Origin of the sequence: Acinetobacter sp. CIP 101934, from assembly GCF_000369585.1 — a bacterium.
In the GTDB taxonomy this organism is placed as follows: domain Bacteria; phylum Pseudomonadota; class Gammaproteobacteria; order Pseudomonadales; family Moraxellaceae; genus Acinetobacter; species Acinetobacter schindleri.
Genome location: NZ_KB850094.1, coordinates 1,326,971 through 1,349,098, shown reverse-complemented (window position 1 = coordinate 1,349,098; position 22,128 = coordinate 1,326,971). Strand labels below are relative to the sequence as shown.

Genomic DNA, 22,128 nt, shown 5'->3' with positions numbered 1-22,128 from the left:
ACCTGAATCCTGGTCGTTAAAGTGTTTGTTTGCACTCATATTTTAACTGTTAGGACTCAGGTTTTTTTATTTAAAGCAAACTATGGGACAGCAGTGGCCCGAAGGCTGCCTTTTCTTAGATGATTGTTATGGTTTAACCACCACCATCACCTGAATCGCTTCTGGGGTTACAGACAGACCATCCAGTAAGCTTAAACCTTCTTTCTGCAGTTTTTGCAGACGAGAAATTTCATCTTCACGGATGCTTGGGTTGAACTGTTTCAGATAAGTCAGACGGTCAATTTCATATTGCCATTTGCTGCCATAGACTTCCTTCGCCTGTTGCTTGAATTGCGGCAAAGCAGCACGAGCCAGTTCCAGTGCCTGTTGATAACGTGCTTCAATTACTTCACGACGCGCTTTTACGACCTGACGGCAGCTATTGCCATCCAGATGATGCAAGTATGGCTTCAGGATTTCTGGTGCAATTTTTTGCGACAGATCCTGACCTTTTTCGCTCAGCAATACCCGAACCAATTGCTGTGGCAGGCTTGATGGCAAGTTCAGTGCTTTCGGTGCCACCACATCCACTTTAAACCAGACTTCAAGCAATACTGAACCTTGTGGCAATGCAGCAGACTTCAACACCGCAACGTTAGTACTACCAAAACCTTGCGTATTGATCATTTCCATCACACTTTCAGTGAATGGATGTTCAAGCGTCAAGTATTGAGCATCTTCACGGATTTGTGCCTGATCACGATAGAAGGTTGCTGTCATGCCCTCTTCATCCAGAGTCAGACCTTGCACCTGCATTTGATCGGTTGGCTTGATGATCACAGTACCATTACTTTGCTCATCAAAATCAATGTTGGTCGATGCCATAAAGCGCTTCATGAACATTGGCAAAGTCGTATTATCGTCATAGTCTTCAAGCGCAGTGACGATTTCCTGTGCCACCATTGGACGGCAAGAGTTATACTCCAGCAGGCGGTCACGGCCTTCTTGCAGTTCTGCTTCCAGCGCCTGACGTTGTACAGTCACTTCTTCTAGCAGGTCTTCAAAAGCCTGACCTTTATCAGCAAGTAAACAGTCTTTTAATTCAATAATGAAGTTTTCTTGCAATGTTTGCGCAGTTGGCGAAATATTGCTGAAAATATTCAGTGCTTCGTTATACCAGCGGAACATACGCTCTTGTGCAGTACCGACCAGATAAGGTACATGGATCTGGATACGATTTTCCTGACCGATACGATCCAGACGACCGATACGCTGCTCAAGCACATCTGGATTTGCTGGCAAGTCAAATAGGATCAAGTCAGAAGCAAACTGGAAGTTACGGCCTTCAGAACCAATTTCTGAACACAGCAAAATCTGCGCGCCATAAGACTCTTCAGCGAAATAAGCTGCTGCCTGGTCACGTTCCAGCAGGCTCATGCCTTCATGGAACATCGCAGTACGGATACCAGCATGAAGACGTAGCACATTTTCCAGTGCTTCTACTACTGGACCACTACGCGCAATCAAAAGCACTTTTTTGTGTTTGAGATCAGTGCGGAGTTTTTCCATCAACCACATTACTCGTGGGTCTGATTCCATCCAGGAACCATCAAGCTGTGATTCTTCGGGCCACATTTGTTCACGTAGCTTGCCATTTTTAGACCAGTTTTCAGGTGCTGGTAATGGTGCTGGCTGGCAGTCCCGCCCCGGGAAGCCCTGAATGGCTTCACGGGTATTACGGAACAGGATACGGCCAGTACCATGGCGGTCCAGCAGTTCGTGAATCGCACGGAAACGTTGCTCAGGGTTATCTTCAATACGATGACCAAGCAGACCTTCAAGTGCTGCCAGATGCCCTTCTTCAAGTGGCATATCTGACATTAGCACTTCAGCAATTTTTGCAGTCTGCTGATATTGTGCTTCTTCATCCAGGAAACGGTCTAATGAACTGAAACGTTGTGGATCCAGCAAACGTAAACGCGCAAAGTGCGATTCCACACCCAGCTGTTCAGGTGTTGCCGTTAACAATAATACGCCTGATGTTTTTTCAGATAGTTCTTCAACCAGATCGTAACGGTCGTTACCACCCTCTTCTTCACTCCACATCAAATGATGCGCTTCATCGACAACCAGCAGATCAAAACCAGCTTCAAGTGCCTGCTCACGCAGGTCTTCGTGGTCAATCATCAGGTCAATAGAAGCAATAATGCGCTGTTCAGTCAGAAATGGGTTCAGATCAGGATCGTGTTCTTTGATCGATGCAGTACGAGTTAAATCAAATAGTGAGAATTCCAGATTGAAACGACGGCGCATTTCAATCATCCACTGATATTGCAGTGAATCTGGTACCAGAATCAGAATACGTTCAGAACGGCCGGTTTTTAGCTGTTGGTGAATGATCAAACCGGCTTCAATGGTTTTACCCAGACCTACTTCATCCGCCAGCAATACACGTGGTGCAAAACGTTTACCGACTTCGTGTGCGATATACAGCTGATGCGGAATCAGTCCTACACGTGAGCCAACCAGACCACGTAACGGGCTGCTTTGCATATTGGCTTGCATGAGCATGGCTTCAATGCGTAGATCATACCATTCTTTATAATCGATCTGGCTAGCCAACAAACGGTCTAATGGCTTAGACAACTGAATGGTTGCACCAATACGGGTTTCATTCAGAGCTTTACGTTCTTCAGTACCATCACTTAAAGTACGTACAACCTGATAACGCACCACGCCGTTGCGATCTTCAAAAGATTCAACCGTCCAGGTATTGCCTTCCTGGTCTTGCAGTTCATCATTTACATTAAAAATGATACGAGACAAAGGCGCATTGCTACGTGCATAGACACGGGTTTCGTCGCTTTTCGGGAATAAAATGCTGACCGATCGCTCATCAACATCAATGAGAACCCCCAGACCGAGTTCTGTTTCAGTATCTGATAACCAACGTTGACCAATAGCAAACTGCTGCAATTTTTCCACCTTTATCTTAAGTACAAGACTGTAAAGATTATGCTCAAAAATAACACATCATTTGAGCAAAATTTCACACCTTCAAGCAATATATTTTGACACAAAGCCCACCAAAAGTGGGCATCAATAACGACGATTAAACAAGTATTTCCTAGAATGGTGCAGGGCAATAAAACTCGACTTTTTCTGCATTTTTAGGATGAATAAAACTGAGCTGTTCTGCATGCAGACACAGGCGTGGCATCAACTGTTGCTGTTGCACTGTAGCATATAAAGTATCGCCAATAATTGGATGACCGAGATACTGCATGTGTACACGGAGCTGATGTGAACGGCCGGTAATGGGTGTCAGTTTGACGCGAGTAACGGGCTGTCCCTGAATTTCAAAATGCTCGACTGCCTGCCAGTGGGTCAATGCGGGCTTATTATGATTTGGTTCAGCAACATGTAATGGTGGACGGCTTGGATCATAGATCACCGGTATATCGACAGTACCTTCACCGTCTAATGTTCCGGCTACAATAGCTTGATAGGTTTTATCGGTTTGGCGTTCCTGAAACTGGCGCGAAATAGATTTTTGTCCTTCACGGCTTAAGGCAAAGACCAGAATTCCTGAAGTGTCCCGATCGAGACGATGAATAAGCAGTGTTTTTGGTTCTAATTCTACTAATCTGTTAATCAGGCAATCTTGCAAATCTTCTGTTTTACCGGGTACTGTGAGTAAACCTGCTGGTTTATGAATGACCATAAAATCGTCATCACGATGAATCAGATGTTCGGTTAGAAAATTGCTCAAAGTTCAATCCCTGGCTGATCGCGCAAAACAAGGCGGCAATGATAGAAAGCTTGGCACAGAATTACAATGTCGTTTTCTGTAATTGCCGATGAAATTTCCGATTATATTAAGAAAATTACCCAATTCGTGCTTATCTGCGTGCTGATTGCAGAACAAAACTCACCAGTTCTTCTAGTGAAGGATATTCATAAACATCTTCATAACCGACATTTGCACCATTAGCGCGCCACACACCAACCAGGCTTACCACAGCGATCGAGTCCAGTCCGTATTGTCTTAAATCTACATGTGGATCAATATCTAGTACATCCATATCCAGCTGTTCTGCTACTGCTAACATAATACCTTTGCTCGACAACACATATTCTGCTGGCGCACTCAGATTCTATAATCGGGTCAAGCTATAACTATTCATATGATGCAAGCCTTGTGCAGAAATATTATCGATCCACTGAATGTGCTGTTCTTGATTTGACAATAGGATCGCATCATCAATCACGCAAATTTGCTCAGTCACACTTTGTAAATGTGGCAGGATTTGTTTCAACACTGGGGTGATTGTGCCTGCAAAGATTAACTGTGGATGGGTTGAGGCATATTCACCGAGTTGCTGCATACCTTGAATCAGATCATCACCGTACAGGTCAACAATGGGAATATCGAGTGCTTTGGCTTTGTTGCTGATTTGGATCAGATTTTGCATCAATGGGCTATCTTGAATCCCTGCCTGCATCCTTAAATTATGCAACCCAACCAGCACTAGCACAGATTGTGTTGAGGACAGCTGCCATTTGGCTTGGGAAGGTGCAAACTGGATTTTTTTAGGCATTGGGTACAGCATAGTAGACTCTTATAAATACAAAATGGCATGAGGATTCATGATATTTTTGTCTAATCTCAATTTGAAAAAATTTTGATTGCACAAACATTTATTGAACTAATTTCATATAATACCCTTATATTAAATAGACATAAATTTAGTAAATTATTCATGCTCCATCTTTAGAAAAACTTGCAGATTCTTTTTTAATTTGTAATCCTTGTCACTAAGGGTGTCTAACTAAGCTAAGGCAGGTGTGTGTTGTAGTCGGGCCGCTACAATAATGATAAAGAGCGCCTGTATGTTGAATTTCAAGATTTTTAATAAAGTCTCTACAGAAGTATTGACGATAAAAAATGACCTCCAGCTTAATTCTGAGCAGCAATTAATTAATAAATATAGAACTTCTACTTCTGAGGATTATAGACAAGCTATTGTTTTGATCTTTAAAGAACGTGGTTACACTAGACTAGAAATAGGCCAAATATTCGAAAGGTAAATTTAAACTTTTTCTAAAATTGGAGAAAATATAATAAACGTGACATGAAATACGATTTTTATTTTATATAGAAAAGCCCCCTCATTACCGATTGGGCTTTTATTTGATATTTCACGCTTCATTTTGGAACAATTTATTGAATTGAATTAATCAATTTCTATTTTGAATTAACTCAGCTGTGCTAAAAACTTCTCAATTGCTACCTGAGCAATCTCCGCATCTTCAAACGACTTCACACCAGATACACCGATTGCACCCACTAACTGCCCTTGATACAGAATCGGCTCACCACCTTCCAACATACCCGAGAAGGTATCCATTGTCAGAAAACCCATCTGGCCGCCTTTAATAATATCTTCAAATAGCTTGGATGGACGGCGACTCATGGCAGAACACTTGGCTTTTTCCAGACATAAGTTAGCCGTCATAGGTGAAGCACCATCCATACGCTTCATCGCAAGTAAATTACCCGTTTCATCCACCACCGCAATGCTGACATTAAAGCTATTCTGAATCGCATATTGATGGGCTTGATCTAATAAAAATTCTGCATCACTTAAAGTCAAATAATGTTTGGTTTGCATTTTGATCTCAAATTAACTGAAGCTTCCCTCTCCTTTTAGGGGAGGGTTAGGGAGAGGTGTGATCTTTATTTACAACGATGAATACCCTCTCCTGAGCGAATATTAAAAGCATTGCTTATAAATTGTTTATAAAATAAAGCCCAAGAGAGGGTTAGGGAGGATTTAAATTTACCCTTTCATCTCAGCAAAAGTTTCTTTTGCTGCTTGAATGGTATAGGCAATATCTTCATCAGAATGTGCAGCCGAAATAAAGCCTGCTTCAAATGCTGATGGCGCCAGATTTACGCCACGATTGAGCATCCCATGGAAGAATTTACGGAAAGCATCGACATCGCATTTCAACATTGAATCGAAGCTGGTGATGTCTTCTTGATCAGTAAAGTATACACCAAACATACCACCGACTTGTTGGGTCTTGAATGGAATACCAGCTTCATCCGCAGCAGCTTGTAAACCAACCAGCAGTTTCTCAAGTTGCGCAGTTAATTTCTCATAGAAACCTTCTTGACGCAGATGTTTAAACATCTCAATGCCAGCACGCATTGCCAGTGGGTTACCTGACAAAGTACCTGCTTGATACACCTTACCAAGCGGTGCGATGCATTCCATCACTTCACGTTTACCTCCGAATGCACCCACTGGCAGACCTGCACCGATGATTTTACCTAAAGTGGTTAAGTCAGGAGTTACGCCATAATGTGCTTGCGCGCCACCAAGACCCACACGGAAACCTGTCATCACTTCATCAATAATGAAAACTGAACCATGCTCATCACATACATCACGAATGGCTTGCAAGAAACCGTCAATCGGTTTCACCAGGTTCATGTTACCTGCCACAGGTTCAACAATCACACCCGCAATTTCAGAACCGAACTTGGCAAAGCATTCTTTTAAGGTAGCGATGTCATTGTATGGAAGTGTTAAAGTATGTTTTGCAAAGTCCGCTGGTACGCCCGCAGAAGTCGCTTCGCCCTCGCCTTTGGTCAAAAGCCCTGAACCTGCTTTTACCAGTAAGGAATCCGAGTGACCGTGGTAACAACCTTCAAACTTCACGATCTTGTCACGGCCAGTATAACCACGTGCCAGACGGATCGCAGTCATTGTTGCTTCAGTACCTGAGTTGGTCATACGAACCAGTTCAATTGATGGCATGATATCGCAAATGATATCCGCCAAAGTCGTTTCATGAACCGTCGGTGCACCAAAGCTTAAGCCATCTACCGCAGCATCCTGAACAGCTTTAATAATAGCTGGATGCGCATGACCCAAAATCATCGGGCCCCATGAACCGACATAGTCCACATAACGTTTACCATCGACATCGTATAGATAAGCACCTTGTGCTTTCTCGATAAAGAGTGGCGTACCGCCTACGCCGTTAAAAGCACGTACAGGTGAGTTTACGCCACCTGGAATATGTTTATTGGCTTGTTTAAATAGTTGTTCTTGCTTTGGAGATAAACTCATGAAAATCACTCAACTCAAAAAAATAAGATAAGAAATAAAAAATTAAGCTTGTTCAGCAAATAGTTCTGACCAGTCATACACACGTTGACCGACAGTAGACATTGAACGACCTAAAACATCGTTAATAACCGCACAAAGATCCGCACCTGCCCCAATCACCTCTTTCGAGTTTTCAACAGTTAAGCCACCAATTGCACAGATGGGTACATTTAATTTTTGCTTGGCCAGTTTTAAAGTTTCCAAGCCAATATTGCCCGCTTCAGGTTTGCTATCAGTGGCATAGATCGCGCCAAATGCCACATAATTTGCACCATCTGCAATGGCTTGTTCTGCAAGCTCAAGTGAGTTGTTGCAACTACGACCAATCAAAACATTTTTAGGTAACCGTTCAACAGCTTCCCGAATGGAACCATCACCCTGCCCCAAATGCACACCTACGCCATATTTTACCGCAGTTTCTAAATCATCATTAATCACAAATGGAACTTTATATTGTTCACACATTTGTTTCATATATTCGATTTCATAAGCCTGATTTTCTTTCGCCACTTTTTTACGACGATACTGAAGTACTGCAACTTCATAAGTTGCCATCGCACCTTCAAGTTTCGCAAGAAGAAGTTCAATTGGATCATCATTGGTAATTAAATATAAACCGCGCATGACTGCCGCCATTCAAAATACATCAGCTATTATAGGCATAACCAAGAGCATGATGACACCATGCAAACTTATATAACGACATATTTTCAGTAAATAAATACAAGGAATGCAGTATCAAAATAACCAGTTCATTTAATGTGGAAAATTAATAATTTCAGGGATAATTTATATCTGCTATTTGACTTAAATAAATCACATAAAAATAATCATCAGTTATGAATCACTCATTTGATACCCTGATTTTTATGCACCCAATTTGTAGGAGCATTGCAGAATGTCAGGTAATAATTTTACCTTGCCGGATTTTGGCCATAAAAAAAGCCCGGAGAAGGTCACTCCAGGCATGGAAAACTGTGTAATTCTTGCCGCTATATCTTTTGGTAAAATATCACCTTTAGACAACACCTTAATTATTAGAACATTAACTCTAAGCTTGCAAGCGTTTTCCTGTAATTTTGATGACCCATCAATACATTTTTTTATTTTTTAATCAGTTCTAACTTGGAATCTTGTCCTGATCACGACTAATCAGGCTGATATTGCCACGCAATACATCAGCAAACATACGCCAATCCGAGACAAAACTATATAGTGGCTGCTTAAAGCTAGCGGGCTTGTTTTTCTCAAAAATAAAATGTCCGATCCAGGCACAGGCATAACCCGATGCCAGTCCATAAAGAAAATATTTTGGTTTACGCTGTATGATCGCCTTGCCAAAGAAATACAGCCCAATACTGCTTCCTGCTACATGCAGACGGCGACTCATGATATTGCGGTGTTCAGTCAGATAAAATCGATAAAATTCATGATAATCACGGATCGGCATTGGCTGGCTAACTGCTGGCATCAGATCCGCTTTAGGTTCTACTTGTGCATTCATGGCATCATCCTGATATTTTTAATTTCACATTAGCGCATTATTTAAACATTTAAAAGTGCGATTTCATGCAGTGAGCTTTCTCAGCTATGTTTAATTTTCCTTGAATCTAGCATGCTTTCAACTGCTTAGGCATGAATAAATTCTATCAATTTAAACAGGTTCATGATTTTTTTAGCCTGGTCAAGTCTTACTAAAAAAATGATTTTAGTTACAATCTTCGACTTAAAAATTAAAAACATGATTGCAGCGTGTATGTGCTCACATCCACAGCATATACAAAGCATCATCAGCTCTGTCTATCACCTTTATAGACAGTACAAACAGGATATTTATCATGGTTGAAGTTGAACTTAAATTTCAGATTCCAGCAGCACGCCGCACTGCGCTGTTAAAGGCACTTGATCCGAAGAAGTCCGAACAGATTCAACTGCAAGCCAAATACTATGACACCGAAGACCGTCTGCTTTCAAAAAGTGGTGTAGCCCTGCGTCAGCGTCTGGAAGGCACTCGTTGGGTACAAACCTTAAAAGCAGCCGGTAAAAGCCATATTGAACGTTTTGAACATAATCATGACCTGGGTGAACTGGAACGGGCACCTGAACTGGATCTAAATATTTATGCCACTGCACCAGAAGCGCAACAAATTTTAAATAACGCACTGGGTGATCAGATCAGCCAGCTCAAGCTACAGTTTGAAACGGATATCACCCGTACCCTGCGCGTGATTGAATATGAAGGCACTGGAATTGAAGTTGCCCTCGATATCGGTGCGATCCGTACTCTAGATGCCGAACAGGAAGTCCATGAAGTCGAATTCGAACTAAAAAGTGGTTCAGTTGAACAATTGCTGGCATTTAGCTTTGAATGGGTTAAGAAATATCAGCTATGGCTCGATGTGCGCAGCAAAGCAGAAATCGGTAACCTGCTTGCAACACAGCAAAAAGTTAGCCCAGCAGTACCAGCTAAAGAATTCCAGCTCAGCAAAAAAGACAGTGCAGCCAAAGCTTTATGTAGTCTGATTGCCCAGCAGATGCAGCATTTACTGCCTAATATCGCAGCAATTTCAGCGCAGGTCGCAGAGCAGGATCATATCGATCAGGCTCAGCAAGCGCTAGAGCATTTGTATCTGAGTGTTCTGTTATTCAAAAACTGGCATTCTGGCATTTCAGATAAATGGGCACATCAGTTGGAAGCTTTTAAGAAGCAGTTTGAACACTTGCAGCATTTACAGCATATGCAAAGCACATTAGCCGCCTTTTTACAGAATCCGACTACTGCAGAAAACCTGAGTAAAGATATTCTATATGCCAAAGAGAAGCTGGGTAATCTGGTGAAATCCACCCAGAATGTGCATCACTATCTGGAATTACTGATCTTCAGCTTAAGTACAGATGAAGCCAAGCCACTGGAATTAAAATCTGCAGCGCAAACTACTTTGCAGCAACAATACAAAGTTTTGCAGGAACAAATGAGTCAGACTGATATTACCAATTTTGAGAGTCTGGATCAGCTAGCAATTCGCATTCAGGAATTAAAATTTAGCTTCCCGATTTTGACCACAATTTATGATGTCAAAAACCTGCAAAAATACAGTAAGGCATTAAATGATGCGCAGCAGGCAGCAAATGAATATCAGACACTGGCCTCTTCTGCAGTCTATATTCAACAGACCGAGCTGGAAGCCAGTGACTGGTTTGTCTTGGGCTGGCTGACTGCAAAGCAGGAAGTTTATGCGCAAAAACTGCTAGAGGCCACAGAACAGTTTCTGATAAGCCGCAAGTTTTTAAAATAAAGTCGCTTTATCAAGTTTTATTGCAGTTGTAGAAAATCCATCCTAGAGCACTTCAGTCGCAGAGGTGCTTTTTTGTTGCATTTGCAGCTTACCTTTTCCAAACGCTTTGGGCTATATTCACTATTATAACTATTAAATGCCGTATCGAGGAGGAGCACCCGATGGCAGAAATCGAACTCAAATTTCAAGTTCCCTCCCACATGCACGCACAGCTGCAACAAGACTTCATCAGTTTAACGCTAGTGCGTAATCATCTCTGGGCTCGTTATTTTGATACGACTGAGTTACAGCTGCGCGAGCATGGCATTGCTTTACGGCAGCGCCTGGAAAATGAAATCTGGCTACAGACCCTTAAAGCTCCTGGGAAACAGCCTTTTGAACGTCTGGAGGTGGAATTTGAGTTAGGAAAAGAACAGCCTGAACAATGTGACCTTAAACACTATAAAAATTATCCTGAAGTCAGTGAACTGCTCAAAGAAGCATTAGGGTCACTAAAAATTCCTTTACATCTGCAATTTGAAACTGAAGTGCAACGTTCTATTCATGTAGAAAACTATAAAAACAGTGTGATTGAAATTGCTTTTGATCAAGGTGAAATCCGGCATGGTACAGAATTTATTGCCATTTATGAGCTGGAATTTGAACTCAAACAGGGACAGCTGAGTGAACTGATCGAATTTGTACAACCCTGGATCCAACGTTATGACTTATGGCTAGACAGCCGTAGCAAGTCAGATCGTGGCTATGCTTTGCTTGAAGGCAGCAGCATTACACCTGCTCAACATCAACTGCCGCTGGTATTAAGCAAGGATGATAACCTACATGGCATGTTGCAGAAAATTATTAGAAATACCTTGCAGCACCTACTTCCTAATGCGACGGCGCTGTCTACTGAACATTATGACAGTGAACATATTCATCAAGCTCGGGTCGCTATCCGTCGTCTGCGCAGTGCCTTACGCTTTTTTAATGTCGATGAGCTAGAAATTCCTCCAATTTGGGTGGAACAACTGACTGAGCTTTTTCAGCAACTCGGTACAGCACGTGATCGCGATGCCTTGGCAGAAAGCTTATTGCCACAACTTGAAGCTGCCGGATCACCGATTCTGAGCTTACCACCGGCAACAGAAGAAAATGTCGATGTAGAACAGGTGTTCCGGGAACCAGAAACCAATTATCTGATACTGGACTTACTCCGTTATAGTGAGGCTGAACCTAAACAGGTCACTACAGATATTCGTATGCTGTATAAGCGTCTAGGCAAATTACATCAGCAGATCTGTGCCGATGCTGAACAGTTTTGTGAGCTGGCAATTGAAGATCAGCATCGTACCCGTAAACGGGTCAAGCGTTTACGCTATAACATCGAATTTCTGCAAAACCTGTTTCCAGCCAAACAGGTGAAAAATTATCTCAAAGCGTTAAAACCGCTACAGGAAAGCCTGGGTCAATATAATGACCTGCATGTTGCAGAAAGCCTATATCAGCCTTATGTGAAACGAAAGCCTAAAGCATGGTTTGTGCTAGGCTGGTTGCATGCGGAGCAACAGCGGCTGCAAAAGGAAATTCAGGCAGAGTTACAGCAATTTGCCCAGGTACAGCCTTTCTGGAAGAAATAGATCAGTAAATACTTAGCGATATTTACCGTAAACTTTCCAGGTATTGTTATCGGCAAGCGGATCGTTATAACTGTCACTGCGCTGTTTACGTGGCTTATCTCGTGCATCTACCAGTTCGAAATGCTGCTCTACGCTCAGGACAATACCATTCACATAGAATCGAGTCCGAGTATATTCATTTTGCCCATGCTGGAACACATAAGTGCGCAAATCGACAAATTCCCGATGTGCCACCAGTGCTGCTGTCTCATCGCTGTCTAGCCAGCGTTGCATCGCCTGAATCTGCTCTGGCTCAAATTGACCGCATTTTTCAACCAGACTGGCAATACCACGAAAAGTTTTTGATTCTTTGGCGCGGGTTTTATTGATCCGGATACGATCGACATGAAAATAGAATAATGGCAGATTTAAATGGCTCGGCAGATGAACTGCATCCAGCACTTCGTCTTCCATAAAAGGCTGAAACAGATCCTGCGCCCTTTCAATCAGACCCGTCCACTGACGATAATATTCTTCCACCTGCGACTTGCTGCCATAGTAAATTGGTAGTCCTTCAACATTGGCCAGATTGACTGGTGGCCAGATATTTTGGCGTAATAAGGCAATGTCACTTTTCAGGCTTTGTACAGCGATTGCATCTTGCATGGGAATCACATTTTTATGCTTAGGCTATTTTTAGATTAAGCCAAAGGTTTAGTTTCTGCAAGGCTTTGCCTATAATAAGTCGATTAAGATTTTAGTGTCAGGAAAAATTCATGGTTCAAAAGATTGAAGCGACCGATGTAACCGAAGAAGAAGCGTTAAATGCTGCATTCTTTGAACGTGCTGATGAATTTATCAAGCAAGCCAATGAGTTTAGCCGCGTAGAAAAAGGCTCTCAGGACAATCCTGCAGAAAAACGCGGTCAGGTCAGCGCTTCGATGCTGTTTGCAACTGCCCGTTTTAATACCTGGGTAGCAGCCAACAATTTCAAAGATGGCAATGAAATGCGTGATGCCAAAGATCAGGTGATGTCTTATATTCTTCAGCAGTTCCAGATGATGCTGGAAGACAATTATGATGAATACTGCGAGCAGTTCGAAAACTATTTGCGCTTCCGTCATAACGAAGAATTCCATGCTAACAAGCATAAACATGATCATGACCACGATCATTAATGCTCAGCCCTTCGGGGCTTTTTTTATACCTGGCATTTTTAGATCAACTTTTTGCATTGACGCCCGTATTATTTTACTTCTATATAGCAATAAGAATAATTCCAATAACAACAAGGAAAGTCATGCAGCTTAGTTTCCCCATCATCGACCCACACATTCATCAATGGGATCCCTATCACACCCCTCATGCAGCTGCACTGGCAGTCAAACTGTTTGGTAAGCATCCTCGCCTGCTGGACCGTATGGTGCGCCTCCTGAATCCAAAACCAATTATTGAAACGATAGGCCTGACTGAACACATTACCGCACCTTATTTACCTGCTCATTACAAACAGGATATTGCTCATTATCAGGTCGAACAGGTAGTACATATTGAAGCTGGCTGGCATGAACACAAAGGCACAGGTGTCGTGAATGAAACCCGATTTGTAGCCGGTCTGCCTTTTCAGGCACACGATCTGGCATTGGGTGCAATTGTGGCTACCGCGGATCCACGCAGGAAAGACTTTAAAAAGTTACTGCAACTCCATCAAGAAGCTTCGCCCAAGTTTCGTGGGATCCGTAAAATGGCTTCCGTGCATCCAGATAAAGGCGTGCATGCCTGGGCTGATGAACCCCATTTGTACCTTAATAAAAAATTCCTGAAAGGGTTTGAACATCTGGCCAAAGCCAGGCTGAGTTTTGATGCGTGGGTCTATTCCACCCAGATTTCTGATGTGATTCATCTTGCCAAGACTTTCCCTGAAACACCGATTGTTCTGGATCATCTCGGCACGCTTGTTGGACTATTTGGCACAGTGGGTAAAGGTACTGGAAAAACTGCACAGGAAAGGCAACGGATTCTAGAAAACTGGCAAACAGATCTGGCCAAACTGGCAGAGTGTCCGAATGTCATGACCAAAGTCTCTGCGCTATTTATGCCAGTGCTGGGTCATCATTTTCATCAGCAGCGACAATTAGCTTCCAAAGCGCAGCTGATTGAACTTGCGACGCCTCTGATTCAGCATGCCCTAAAATGCTTTGGAAGGGATCGTGCCATGTTTGCCTCCAATTTTCCGATGGATCGGGTCAGTGCAAATCTGGTCGATATCATTGATGCTTTTAGTGATATCGTGCATGGCTATGATGAAAATGCTTTAAAATCTGTTTTTCATGACAATGCTAAAGGTTTTTACCGGCTTTAAAGGTTGAGAAAATGGCCAGAAATTATGGAATATCTATTACCTCTCACTTATGGAAGATATTTACTACTATTAAAGAATAAACATTTCCCTTCCTTATAAAAACCTCCTGCATTGAGGAGGTTTTTTAGTCAGTTATCTATCAGAATTAAGCAGATTTAACGTTTCGTAAGCGTGGTCTGATTTACTGGCTGCCCATATTGATCCGACATCACTTCTACCAGCTGATCGGCAGTCAGATACTTTTGAATCACTGCATCGATATCTGCTTTGGTTAAGGCTGCCACCGCGCGGTCACGTTTTTGACGATAATTCAGGTCACGGTTCCGTTCCAGCTGAGGCACCAGCATGCTATGAATACGGCGATCATCTTCCAGTGCTGTGACACGTTTTTTCAGAATACTGGCTTTTGCAGCTTCGACTTCTTGTACAGTGACACCTTTGCTACGTAGCTCAGCAATTACCTTACGTATTGAATCCGATACTTGGCCAGAGCGTCCTGCGGTATAGTTTGCGCCAAAGGCCAAGGCACCGGCATTGTCCCATTCAGCGAAATCTACATTAGCACTAAAGCCATAGACCAAGGCATTCTTTTCACGTAATTCCTGTGCCAGACGAGAAGACAGTTGTGAATCACCCAAAATGTGTCTTAATACCAGTAATGCAGGTACATCTGGATGATCTGAACCCACCGGAATTGAAATGGCGGCGACATAGCTGCCAAACTCGCGCTGTTCCGATAATGCATGTACCCTTTCAGCAGTACGCGCGACATATTCAGACTTGAGGCGGGCATAAGGCTCATTGCTCTTCCAGCCCTCAAATTCCTGCTTGATTAATGTTTGCATCGCTTGAGGCTTAAATTCACCAGTGACCGCAACGCGGGCATGATGGGTTTTAAAGAAACGTTGATACAGTTGCTGGACCTGTTCACGCGTCGCTGCGTTGATCTGCTGTTTAGCCAAGTCAGGCTCAAAATGATAACGTAAATCTCCCGGCTCATAACGCTCGAGCAGACGCGCAAAAGTCAGACTGGTCACCGTATCCGGTTCTGTATAAGGACGGTCTAAGCTGGACAAAGACTGAGACTTGATCAGATCAAACTGGCTCTGCTCAAAAGTCGGATTTTTCAATACATTTAGAATGTATTTAAAATATTCTTCAAAATATTCTTTCTTGGCTGAAATCGAAATATTCAGGCCATTGCCTGATGCACTGACATTGGCCGAGCCACCCACTTCAATAGTTTTGTCTGAAATCTGTTGCAGGCTCTGAGTCTCAGAAGCTCGCATGATCAAGTAAGCCATCAGATCCAGCAATTCCCCTTTATGCTTGAGTGTTTCAGCTGTACCAAAATCAAGGGCAATCGTCGAGTAGACTTTGTCATCGCGGGTCTGGGTGGGGAACAAAGCATACTGAATGCCATTTTGCAGTTTGCCACGCTGGATCTGCTTTTCTTTGCTGGCCAGTAGCTTTCTAGATTCCTTTACGTACTGCTTTACTTCAGTCTGATAAACCGAAACATCTTTTAATGGTTCTTCAGTGACAGGCTTTAAATCCAGGGTTGGTTTGACTTCTGCAAGCTGTTCTTGCTGTTTAGCTTTTTTCTGATCTTCAGGCGTAGGTACAATATTGCCCTGGATGCGGTATTCCGCCTTAAAGAAATTCTTATAGATGGCGTTAGCATCAGCCACAGTCAGGTTTTGAATTGCATTCAGATCCCTAAAATATTTGCTCCAGTCTCCATTCGAAGATGCAATATAATCACTCAGGCGTGAACCTAGGGCTGCTGCGTTATTTTTAATGTTCTCAGCGGCATTGCGGCTCATATTTTTAACCCGGTTCAGCTCAGTTTCATTAAAACCTTTACCCTGCTCGACACCATTCTGCAACGCCTGTTCGACCTTTTTCGCATCATGATTCGGCGCATAGACCGCACCCATGAAGACCATATTGAAGTCCTTATCTAGCCAGGTGGCAGACTGTACAGCTGTCGCTGTTCCCTGCTCGACAACCCCCTGATACAGATGCCCGCTCGGCTGCAAGGTGTACAGCGTTGGTGTTACCGATAATGCGTTCTGCTTAGCTACTTCTGAACGGTTCAGATAGATATTGAATTTGGCAAAATCACTGCCTTTGGCCACAGTAAACTCACGCTGTTTAATCTTTTCAGGACTTAACTCTGGTACTTTCGGCTGTTCTGGTACAGAACGTGCCTTGATTGGACTAAAATGCTGATCAATATATTTCAGTACCTGTTTCTTGTCGAACTTGCCTGAAATTACCATATAGGCATTATTTGGTGCATACCAGGTCCGGTAGAATTGATTCAGTTCCTGCATATTGATCGATTGTAGCTCGTTTAAATCGCCAATTGGCAGACGACCGAGATGCTGGTTGCCATAAGCCGATTTAAAGATTTGATCCATCAATACTGAAAATGGCTGATCCAGACGGATTTCACGTTCACGTTTAACAATATCAATTTCAGTTGGTACATATTTTTCTTGTAGTACCAGCCTATCCATCCGTTCTGCTTCAAGCTGAATTACCGCAGCCAGTGCAGTGCTTTCAGGGCGAACCAGATTAGTATATTTGGTAGAATAATAATCCGTACTGGCATTCGATGAGAGTGTGTACTGGTCCAGACGACGCTGAAATTCATCACCTTTAATATTTTCAGTCCCTTTAAAGGCTAAATGTTCTAATAGATGTGCCAGACCACCTTTCCCCTGCGGATCGTTCAATGAACCGGTGAAATAGACCGTATTCATAAAAGTCTTATTTTCTTTGTCATTTGGTGCAAGGACAATTCTTAAACCATTATCCAGTTTATATTCTTCAATATTTTGTTCTGTTTTTACCAATACTGGTTGAGCAAAACTGAGCGTCGCTGCGCCCATTAAAAACATGGAAAGTGTTAATTTTTTAAAACGTAGTGACATTCTGGATCCAGCAAATTTAAACATGAACTTTTTATTCAGTGAACATCATAGAGAATGACTCTCTTGTTGTGAGTTGTATTTTTATAAAAGCTGCTGTTCACAACAGCTTTTAGATATTCTATCTGATTAAAGCAGAATTTCAGCTTTCATATACAGCTTGCCATAACCTGAAATTTCAATCCGGTCATTATCCTGTATCTCGCAATACAGCACACCACCCCGACTTGAGCCCTGATAAGCAACCAGCTGCTGTTTTCCGAGTTTTTCTGCCCAGATCGGCACGATTCCGGTATGAATTGAACCCGTCACTGGATCTTCATTAATACCATTACTTGGTGCAAAATAACGCGATACACAGTCATACTTTTCTGCACCCGCCGTTAAGGCGACATCCAGCAATGCGCCAGTCGCAGTAATCGCGGTACGGCGATCATTGACCTGTTTCAGTAATTCAAAATCCGGAGCCTCATCCAGCACATCCTGTACCGACTCATATTCGATAATATAGGCCTGTTCATTTAAATAGACATTTTTAAAAGATTTGGTCAAAGCTCCACGCAACATAGCAGGATATTCATCGACCAAAACTGCCCGACGGATCGGGAAGTTCATACGGATTTTTCCATCTTCATCTTGACTAACTATAAAAATACCGAGATTTTTTACATGAAATCGAATGGTTTTATGCGAGGTATAATCCAGAAATAATACAAAGCTGCTGGCCAAGGTTGCATGCCCACAGAAATCAACTTCTTTCGTTGGCGTAAACCAGCGAATTTCATAGTTTTCTGCATCAATGGTCTTCACAAAGGCAGTTTCAGATAAATTATTTTCCAGCGCAATGTTTTGCATCAGGCTCTCATCCAGCCACTCATCCTGCACAATCACCGCAGCGGGATTGCCCTTGAATAGCTCCGTAGTGAACGCATCCACTTGATACATTTTCATTGCTTAAACTCCTTTTGTTTAGCGCTTTAGTTTAAAAGCTTTTTTCGCCAAAAAAATTTATATATGTTAATAAGCCAATAAGTGCATAATTTTTAGCACGTACATTTGTTTATTTTAAGGTTTGCAATGTCTAATCCCCATCTGAAAGCTGTACCCTTGGAAAAATCCTATCGTTTGCTCAATCATGGTCCAACGGTGCTGGTTTCTGCCCAGGATCAGGAAAATACGGATGTTATGGCCGCAGCCTGGGCTTGTGCACTAGAATTCCAGCCAGCCAAAGTCACTGTAGTTTTAGATAAAAGTACCAAAACCCGCAAAATTATTGAAAATTCTGGTTACTTTGCTTTGCAAGTTCCCACGCTTAAACAGCTGAACATGGTGCAAGCCGTTGGAACGATCAGCATGCATGATCAACCCGATAAGTTAGAACAATGTGGTGTGGAACTGTTCCAGTTTGATCAGTCAGACATTCCGGTTGTAAGGGGTTGTGCAGCCTGGCTGCTGTGTGAACTGATTCCTGAACCCCATAATCAGCAAACTCATGACCTGTTTATTGGCAAGGTCATTACGGCTTATGCTGACGAGCGCGTGTTCCGTGATGGACACTGGTATTATCAGGACGTGGAGCGTGAATGGCGCAGCATTCACCATATTGCAGGGGGGCATTTTTATAGCATTGGTGATCCGGTTTCAGCGGATGATATAGACTGATCACCCAACCTATACACTCTTAAAATCAGATACATGAATCATCCATAAACATCGATCCAGCATCTGCATATGCCGGGTAATTATGCTAATTTACTAAATAACTTCAAACGGTTTAACTGAAATGATGCCTTTCAAAATTCACTGTATAGACGTCAAAAATATCTTACAGAACTATATCTGGCTGCTGGAACATACAGACTCCAAACAGGTCGTGGCTGTTGATCCCACGGAAGCTGGTCTGGTACAGGAATATTGCCAGCAGTATAGGCTGGAACTGGCGCAGATCTGGTTAACCCATTGGCATAAAGACCATATTGGCGGTGTTCCTGAACTGATTCAGGATAAAAACATTCCGGTATATGGTCCTCGTGAGGAATTGAGTAAAATTCCATTCATCAGCCATCCTCTAGAGCATGAAGATGAATTCAATTTTCATGGTATCGATGTCAGCATCATCAGTGTACCGGGACACACTTTAGGCCACATTGTCTACTTTATCGATGCGCTAGATGTGCTGTTCTGCGGTGATACCCTGTTTGCAATGGGCTGTGGACGGGTGTTTGAAGGTACTTTTGAACAGATGTACCACTCTCTATCCCGTCTGGCTGCATTACCCCCGCGCACCAAGGTGTACTGTACACATGAATATACACTTTCCAATGCCCAGTTTGCACTGCATGCAGAACCGGATAATCTGGAAATTCAGGAGCGCCATGAACAGGTTGAACGTCTGAGAATGCTAGGCCAATGCACCTTACCCAGCACGATTGAAATTGAACTTAAAACCAATCCTTTCTTGCGTGCAGACAGCGTTGAAGAATTTGCCCGTTTAAGAACCTTGAAAGACAATTTCTAATTAGGGTTTTTATAGAATCTGATTGCTTTTCGCGTAGGCATCCAGCTCTGCTTGGGTCACAACGCGTAAAGCATGAATTTCATCCACCCGAACCAGTAATAAACCGCCCAGTGCTGGCTGATAACGTCTTGCGCTCCCGAATGGCGTATATGCCACTTGAGACTGTACGGTAAATTCAATCCAGTCCTCATGTCCCAACATGACAGCAACCGGTGTCTGATCCTCTTGCTGCATACGTTCAATGCAATCCTTTACATACTGTTCAATATTTACTTGTGTCATATTCAGACTCACTATTTTTTGCAAGTATAAATTATTCTACACATTGATCGAGGACCACTTATTGCAAAAAATGGTCAACCAGATGATTGCTGCAATCTCTACCCAAATTGAAATGAATAACAATTCGACCAGTTGTAGACTCCCCCTAGTTGCAACATACTCAAAACTTTATAATGCGTAAATTTCAGTCAATCAGAGTGCGATTTCTAATATTTAGTTACAACATCCAAAAGCATTCATAAATCATAAATTTAGCTATTTATTAGTGAAAGTTCATCCAATTATTTGTCTATAAAAAAAGCATTTTCAGGAAATTTAAAGAATTTTTAAAATTTGCCCCTTTAAAAATTTTTTATTCACCCTAATTTATTAAGGAACAGTGATGAAGGAGTTATCTCGTGAAAAAAGTGGTGAAAGCAAAAAATCTTCTGGCATTCCGTCTATGGCTTGAAAAATTGGGGTATTCCGTACGTACCTTGGCAGACAACCGTGGTTTTACATTTAGTTTTAAAAAAGAATACGGTCTGGTGACCTGTGATCTCTCTGGCAATACCCTTGCAATGCAATTGGGTGAAGAATTCGAAGACCATTTGAAGGCTTAATTTGCGTCACTTTTAACGCGAAAGATCAATTCAAACATCTTAAGTTAACGCCAAGCTAGCCCATTTCGATGGGCTTTTTTATAGCTATAAAATTTCAGGCGAAAAAAAACAAGGCATCAACCTTGTCTCTTTTGAATGGTGGGGACGGAGAGACTCGAACTCTCACACCTCGCGGCGCTGGAACCTAAATCCAGTGCGTCTACCAATTTCGCCACGTCCCCATCGGGTACCAACTTATCGCTGGATTTCTCAAACTTTAATGGCAGAGGATCAAGGATTCGAACCTTGACGAACGGTTTTGGAGACCGTCATGCTACCATTACACCAATCCTCTACTCGACCATCTCTACTCATTCTCATAAGTAAATTTGGTGGGGACGGAGAGACTCGAACTCTCACACCTCGCGGCGCTGGAACCTAAATCCAGTGCGTCTACCAATTTCGCCACGTCCCCGATGGCTGTGTATATTATAGAGATCATTTCCCTTTGACAAGCCACTTTACAGGCAATTAGAGTCTAATCTGCTATAAATTAAGCAGTTAAATCTATTTTTTTATTTTTCATCAAATTAATACAGAGAAATGCATCATTTTTATTCTTTTTCTATCAATCGATTCATTACAATCATTTTTCTGTTTCCTCTGCTCGTTCACTTAACTATAGCGAATCAGAGGTTTCTTTATAGTTTCGATTCCAATCACTTGGTCTAATAAAGACTCATTCATCTACCCTGCCAAATTTCAGGCAAAAAAAAACAAGGTATTCAACCTTGTTTTTCAAATCTGGTGGGGATAGAGAGACTCGAACTCTCACGCCCAGAAGGCGCTGCGACCTGAACACAGTGCGTCTACCAATTCCGCCATATCCCCGCTGAACTGTATATTATAGAGATCAAGCTTTGTTGACAAGCGCTTAAATAAGCAATAAAGCCTTATTTAATCAAAAATTAAGCAATTAAATCATCCAGGCATTTTGATGGTCAGATTTTAAAAAATTAAAAACAATTTGATCCAAAAACTTTTATTCATCCAAATTTTTTCGATCAACCCATTTCGAGTGCACTTACATAAGTAATAATACATATGGCCAGTCATTATCAATTCTAAGATTTAAAAAACACAATAAATCTTGGCTCTTTTTATCAATTCGATTCTTTATAAAAACTTGCTACCCTTTTCTTATCTCCAAGTGAGCAAGAACTATCTTTTTATGCATTAAACTCTTTAGCTTTTTTTCTGGATGATCGATATAGAGTGATATAGAGTTTAAAAGAACCGTATGTTTTTTTCAAAGACCGAATCAGAGAGGAAAGCTTGCCATTAAATTTCAGGCGAAAAAAAACAAGGCATCAACCTTGTCTCTTTTGA

19 protein-coding genes, 4 tRNA genes and 1 pseudogene are annotated in these 22,128 nt (G+C 42.2%); 9 read left to right on the top strand and 15 right to left on the bottom strand.

All coding sequences use genetic code 11. The features are described from left to right. Window positions 1-126: 126 nt before the first annotated feature. The 3 genes and pseudogenes from rapA to F899_RS06770 all read right to left on the bottom strand — a co-directional run bounded on the left by rapA (window position 127) and on the right by F899_RS06770 (window position 4,592). Window positions 127-2,964, bottom strand: a complete 2,838-nt coding sequence (rapA, locus tag F899_RS06780; RefSeq protein ID WP_034424508.1) for an RNA polymerase-associated protein RapA — start codon at window positions 2,962-2,964, stop codon at window positions 127-129. A gap of 142 nt (window positions 2,965-3,106) precedes the next feature. Then, on the bottom strand, window positions 3,107-3,751 hold the full coding sequence (locus tag F899_RS06775; protein ID WP_005221683.1) for an RluA family pseudouridine synthase: 645 nt from the start codon (window positions 3,749-3,751) through the stop codon (window positions 3,107-3,109). Window positions 3,752-3,881: 130 nt separating this feature from the next. Next, window positions 3,882-4,592: pseudogene (locus F899_RS06770) on the bottom strand (phosphopantetheine-binding protein). 280 nt (window positions 4,593-4,872) lie between these two features. Here F899_RS06770 and F899_RS06765 point away from each other — a divergent pair. Continuing rightward, window positions 4,873-5,070, top strand: coding sequence for a hypothetical protein (locus F899_RS06765; protein ID WP_004812396.1), 198 nt, complete (start codon window positions 4,873-4,875; stop codon window positions 5,068-5,070). Between the two features lie 167 nt (window positions 5,071-5,237). On the opposite strand, the gene F899_RS06760 is transcribed toward F899_RS06765, so the two are convergent. The 3 genes from F899_RS06760 to thiE form a co-directional block, all read right to left on the bottom strand. Continuing rightward, window positions 5,238-5,654 carry a GlcG/HbpS family heme-binding protein gene (locus F899_RS06760; RefSeq protein WP_004812395.1) on the bottom strand — a complete coding sequence of 139 codons (417 nt, stop codon included), beginning with the start codon at window positions 5,652-5,654 and terminating at the stop codon, window positions 5,238-5,240. A gap of 168 nt (window positions 5,655-5,822) precedes the next feature. Further along, on the bottom strand, window positions 5,823-7,124 hold the full coding sequence (hemL, locus tag F899_RS06755) for a glutamate-1-semialdehyde 2,1-aminomutase (protein WP_005221677.1): 1,302 nt from the start codon (window positions 7,122-7,124) through the stop codon (window positions 5,823-5,825). A 42-nt stretch (window positions 7,125-7,166) separates the two neighbouring features. Then, complete coding sequence (thiE, locus tag F899_RS06750; protein ID WP_008304736.1) at window positions 7,167-7,787, bottom strand: thiamine phosphate synthase; 621 nt, start codon at window positions 7,785-7,787, stop codon at window positions 7,167-7,169. A gap of 274 nt (window positions 7,788-8,061) precedes the next feature. Between thiE and F899_RS15375 the strand changes: the two genes are divergently transcribed. Then, window positions 8,062-8,277 carry a hypothetical protein gene (locus F899_RS15375; protein WP_005221673.1) on the top strand — a complete coding sequence of 72 codons (216 nt, stop codon included), beginning with the start codon at window positions 8,062-8,064 and terminating at the stop codon, window positions 8,275-8,277. A gap of 6 nt (window positions 8,278-8,283) precedes the next feature. On the opposite strand, the gene F899_RS06745 is transcribed toward F899_RS15375, so the two are convergent. Further along, window positions 8,284-8,667: an Mpo1-like protein gene (locus F899_RS06745; protein ID WP_005221671.1), complete on the bottom strand. Its 384-nt coding sequence runs from the start codon at window positions 8,665-8,667 to the stop codon at window positions 8,284-8,286. 334 nt (window positions 8,668-9,001) lie between these two features. Here F899_RS06745 and F899_RS06740 point away from each other — a divergent pair, with 334 nt between their 5' ends. Beyond that, window positions 9,002-10,459: a CYTH domain-containing protein gene (locus F899_RS06740; RefSeq protein WP_005221669.1), complete on the top strand. Its 1,458-nt coding sequence runs from the start codon at window positions 9,002-9,004 to the stop codon at window positions 10,457-10,459. Window positions 10,460-10,620: 161 nt separating this feature from the next. Further along, window positions 10,621-12,078 carry a CYTH and CHAD domain-containing protein gene (locus F899_RS06735; RefSeq protein ID WP_005221667.1) on the top strand — a complete coding sequence of 486 codons (1,458 nt, stop codon included), beginning with the start codon at window positions 10,621-10,623 and terminating at the stop codon, window positions 12,076-12,078. A gap of 12 nt (window positions 12,079-12,090) precedes the next feature. Here F899_RS06735 and F899_RS06730 read toward each other — a convergent pair whose 3' ends face one another. Further along, complete coding sequence (locus F899_RS06730) at window positions 12,091-12,723, bottom strand: hypothetical protein (protein ID WP_005221665.1); 633 nt, start codon at window positions 12,721-12,723, stop codon at window positions 12,091-12,093. 110 nt (window positions 12,724-12,833) lie between these two features. Between F899_RS06730 and F899_RS06725 the strand changes: the two genes are divergently transcribed. Together F899_RS06725 and F899_RS06720 are read left to right on the top strand one after the other, a co-directional pair. Continuing rightward, complete coding sequence (locus F899_RS06725; protein ID WP_004812380.1) at window positions 12,834-13,235, top strand: DUF3144 domain-containing protein; 402 nt, start codon at window positions 12,834-12,836, stop codon at window positions 13,233-13,235. 122 nt (window positions 13,236-13,357) lie between these two features. After that, window positions 13,358-14,419, top strand: a complete 1,062-nt coding sequence (locus F899_RS06720) for an amidohydrolase family protein (protein WP_005221663.1) — start codon at window positions 13,358-13,360, stop codon at window positions 14,417-14,419. Window positions 14,420-14,574: 155 nt separating this feature from the next. On the opposite strand, the gene F899_RS06715 is transcribed toward F899_RS06720, so the two are convergent. Together F899_RS06715 and F899_RS06710 are read right to left on the bottom strand one after the other, a co-directional pair. Further along, window positions 14,575-17,361: a M16 family metallopeptidase gene (locus tag F899_RS06715; RefSeq protein WP_005221661.1), complete on the bottom strand. Its 2,787-nt coding sequence runs from the start codon at window positions 17,359-17,361 to the stop codon at window positions 14,575-14,577. Between the two features lie 126 nt (window positions 17,362-17,487). Then, window positions 17,488-18,309, bottom strand: coding sequence for a PhzF family phenazine biosynthesis protein (locus tag F899_RS06710; RefSeq protein WP_005221658.1), 822 nt, complete (start codon window positions 18,307-18,309; stop codon window positions 17,488-17,490). A 126-nt stretch (window positions 18,310-18,435) separates the two neighbouring features. Here F899_RS06710 and F899_RS06705 point away from each other — a divergent pair, with 126 nt between their 5' ends. Together F899_RS06705 and gloB are read left to right on the top strand one after the other, a co-directional pair. Beyond that, the gene (locus F899_RS06705; RefSeq protein ID WP_005221656.1) at window positions 18,436-19,020 is read left to right on the top strand and encodes a flavin reductase family protein; all 585 of its coding nucleotides are present in this window, start codon (window positions 18,436-18,438) and stop codon (window positions 19,018-19,020) included. A 121-nt stretch (window positions 19,021-19,141) separates the two neighbouring features. Further along, window positions 19,142-19,876 (top strand): hydroxyacylglutathione hydrolase, encoded by a 735-nt coding sequence (gene gloB, locus F899_RS06700; protein ID WP_005221654.1) that lies wholly within the window; start codon window positions 19,142-19,144, stop codon window positions 19,874-19,876. 9 nt (window positions 19,877-19,885) lie between these two features. On the opposite strand, the gene F899_RS06695 is transcribed toward gloB, so the two are convergent. Next, complete coding sequence (locus F899_RS06695; RefSeq protein WP_005221652.1) at window positions 19,886-20,158, bottom strand: hypothetical protein; 273 nt, start codon at window positions 20,156-20,158, stop codon at window positions 19,886-19,888. Between the two features lie 398 nt (window positions 20,159-20,556). Between F899_RS06695 and F899_RS06690 the strand changes: the two genes are divergently transcribed. Then, window positions 20,557-20,760: a hypothetical protein gene (locus tag F899_RS06690; protein ID WP_004812366.1), complete on the top strand. Its 204-nt coding sequence runs from the start codon at window positions 20,557-20,559 to the stop codon at window positions 20,758-20,760. A 136-nt stretch (window positions 20,761-20,896) separates the two neighbouring features. Here the strand turns inward: F899_RS06690 and F899_RS06685 are convergent. From F899_RS06685 to F899_RS06670, 4 genes are all read right to left on the bottom strand, one after another. Beyond that, a tRNA-Leu gene (locus tag F899_RS06685) sits at window positions 20,897-20,981 on the bottom strand. Between the two features lie 39 nt (window positions 20,982-21,020). Beyond that, window positions 21,021-21,094 (bottom strand) — tRNA-Trp (locus F899_RS06680). A gap of 35 nt (window positions 21,095-21,129) precedes the next feature. Continuing rightward, window positions 21,130-21,214, bottom strand: a tRNA-Leu gene (locus tag F899_RS06675). A gap of 330 nt (window positions 21,215-21,544) precedes the next feature. Next, window positions 21,545-21,630: transfer RNA gene (locus tag F899_RS06670), tRNA-Leu, on the bottom strand. Between the last annotated feature and the right edge of the window lie 498 nt (window positions 21,631-22,128).

Excerpts from the sequence above, each read along its gene's own strand:
- F899_RS06765 (WP_004812396.1), top strand. The coding sequence starts at position 4,873 with ATGTTGAATTTCAAGATTTTTAATAAAGTCTCTACAGAAGTATTGACG.
- F899_RS06760 (WP_004812395.1), bottom strand. The coding sequence starts at position 5,654 with ATGCAAACCAAACATTATTTGACTTTAAGTGATGCAGAATTTTTATTA.
- hemL (WP_005221677.1), bottom strand. The coding sequence starts at position 7,124 with ATGAGTTTATCTCCAAAGCAAGAACAACTATTTAAACAAGCCAATAAA.
- thiE (WP_008304736.1), bottom strand. The coding sequence starts at position 7,787 with ATGCGCGGTTTATATTTAATTACCAATGATGATCCAATTGAACTTCTT.
- F899_RS15375 (WP_005221673.1), top strand. The coding sequence starts at position 8,062 with ATGTCAGGTAATAATTTTACCTTGCCGGATTTTGGCCATAAAAAAAGC.
- F899_RS06745 (WP_005221671.1), bottom strand. The coding sequence starts at position 8,667 with ATGAATGCACAAGTAGAACCTAAAGCGGATCTGATGCCAGCAGTTAGC.
- F899_RS06740 (WP_005221669.1), top strand. The coding sequence starts at position 9,002 with ATGGTTGAAGTTGAACTTAAATTTCAGATTCCAGCAGCACGCCGCACT.
- F899_RS06735 (WP_005221667.1), top strand. The coding sequence starts at position 10,621 with ATGGCAGAAATCGAACTCAAATTTCAAGTTCCCTCCCACATGCACGCA.
- F899_RS06730 (WP_005221665.1), bottom strand. The coding sequence starts at position 12,723 with ATGCAAGATGCAATCGCTGTACAAAGCCTGAAAAGTGACATTGCCTTA.
- F899_RS06725 (WP_004812380.1), top strand. The coding sequence starts at position 12,834 with ATGGTTCAAAAGATTGAAGCGACCGATGTAACCGAAGAAGAAGCGTTA.
- F899_RS06720 (WP_005221663.1), top strand. The coding sequence starts at position 13,358 with ATGCAGCTTAGTTTCCCCATCATCGACCCACACATTCATCAATGGGAT.
- F899_RS06715 (WP_005221661.1), bottom strand. The coding sequence starts at position 17,361 with ATGTCACTACGTTTTAAAAAATTAACACTTTCCATGTTTTTAATGGGC.
- F899_RS06710 (WP_005221658.1), bottom strand. The coding sequence starts at position 18,309 with ATGAAAATGTATCAAGTGGATGCGTTCACTACGGAGCTATTCAAGGGC.
- F899_RS06705 (WP_005221656.1), top strand. The coding sequence starts at position 18,436 with ATGTCTAATCCCCATCTGAAAGCTGTACCCTTGGAAAAATCCTATCGT.
- gloB (WP_005221654.1), top strand. The coding sequence starts at position 19,142 with ATGATGCCTTTCAAAATTCACTGTATAGACGTCAAAAATATCTTACAG.
- F899_RS06695 (WP_005221652.1), bottom strand. The coding sequence starts at position 20,158 with ATGACACAAGTAAATATTGAACAGTATGTAAAGGATTGCATTGAACGT.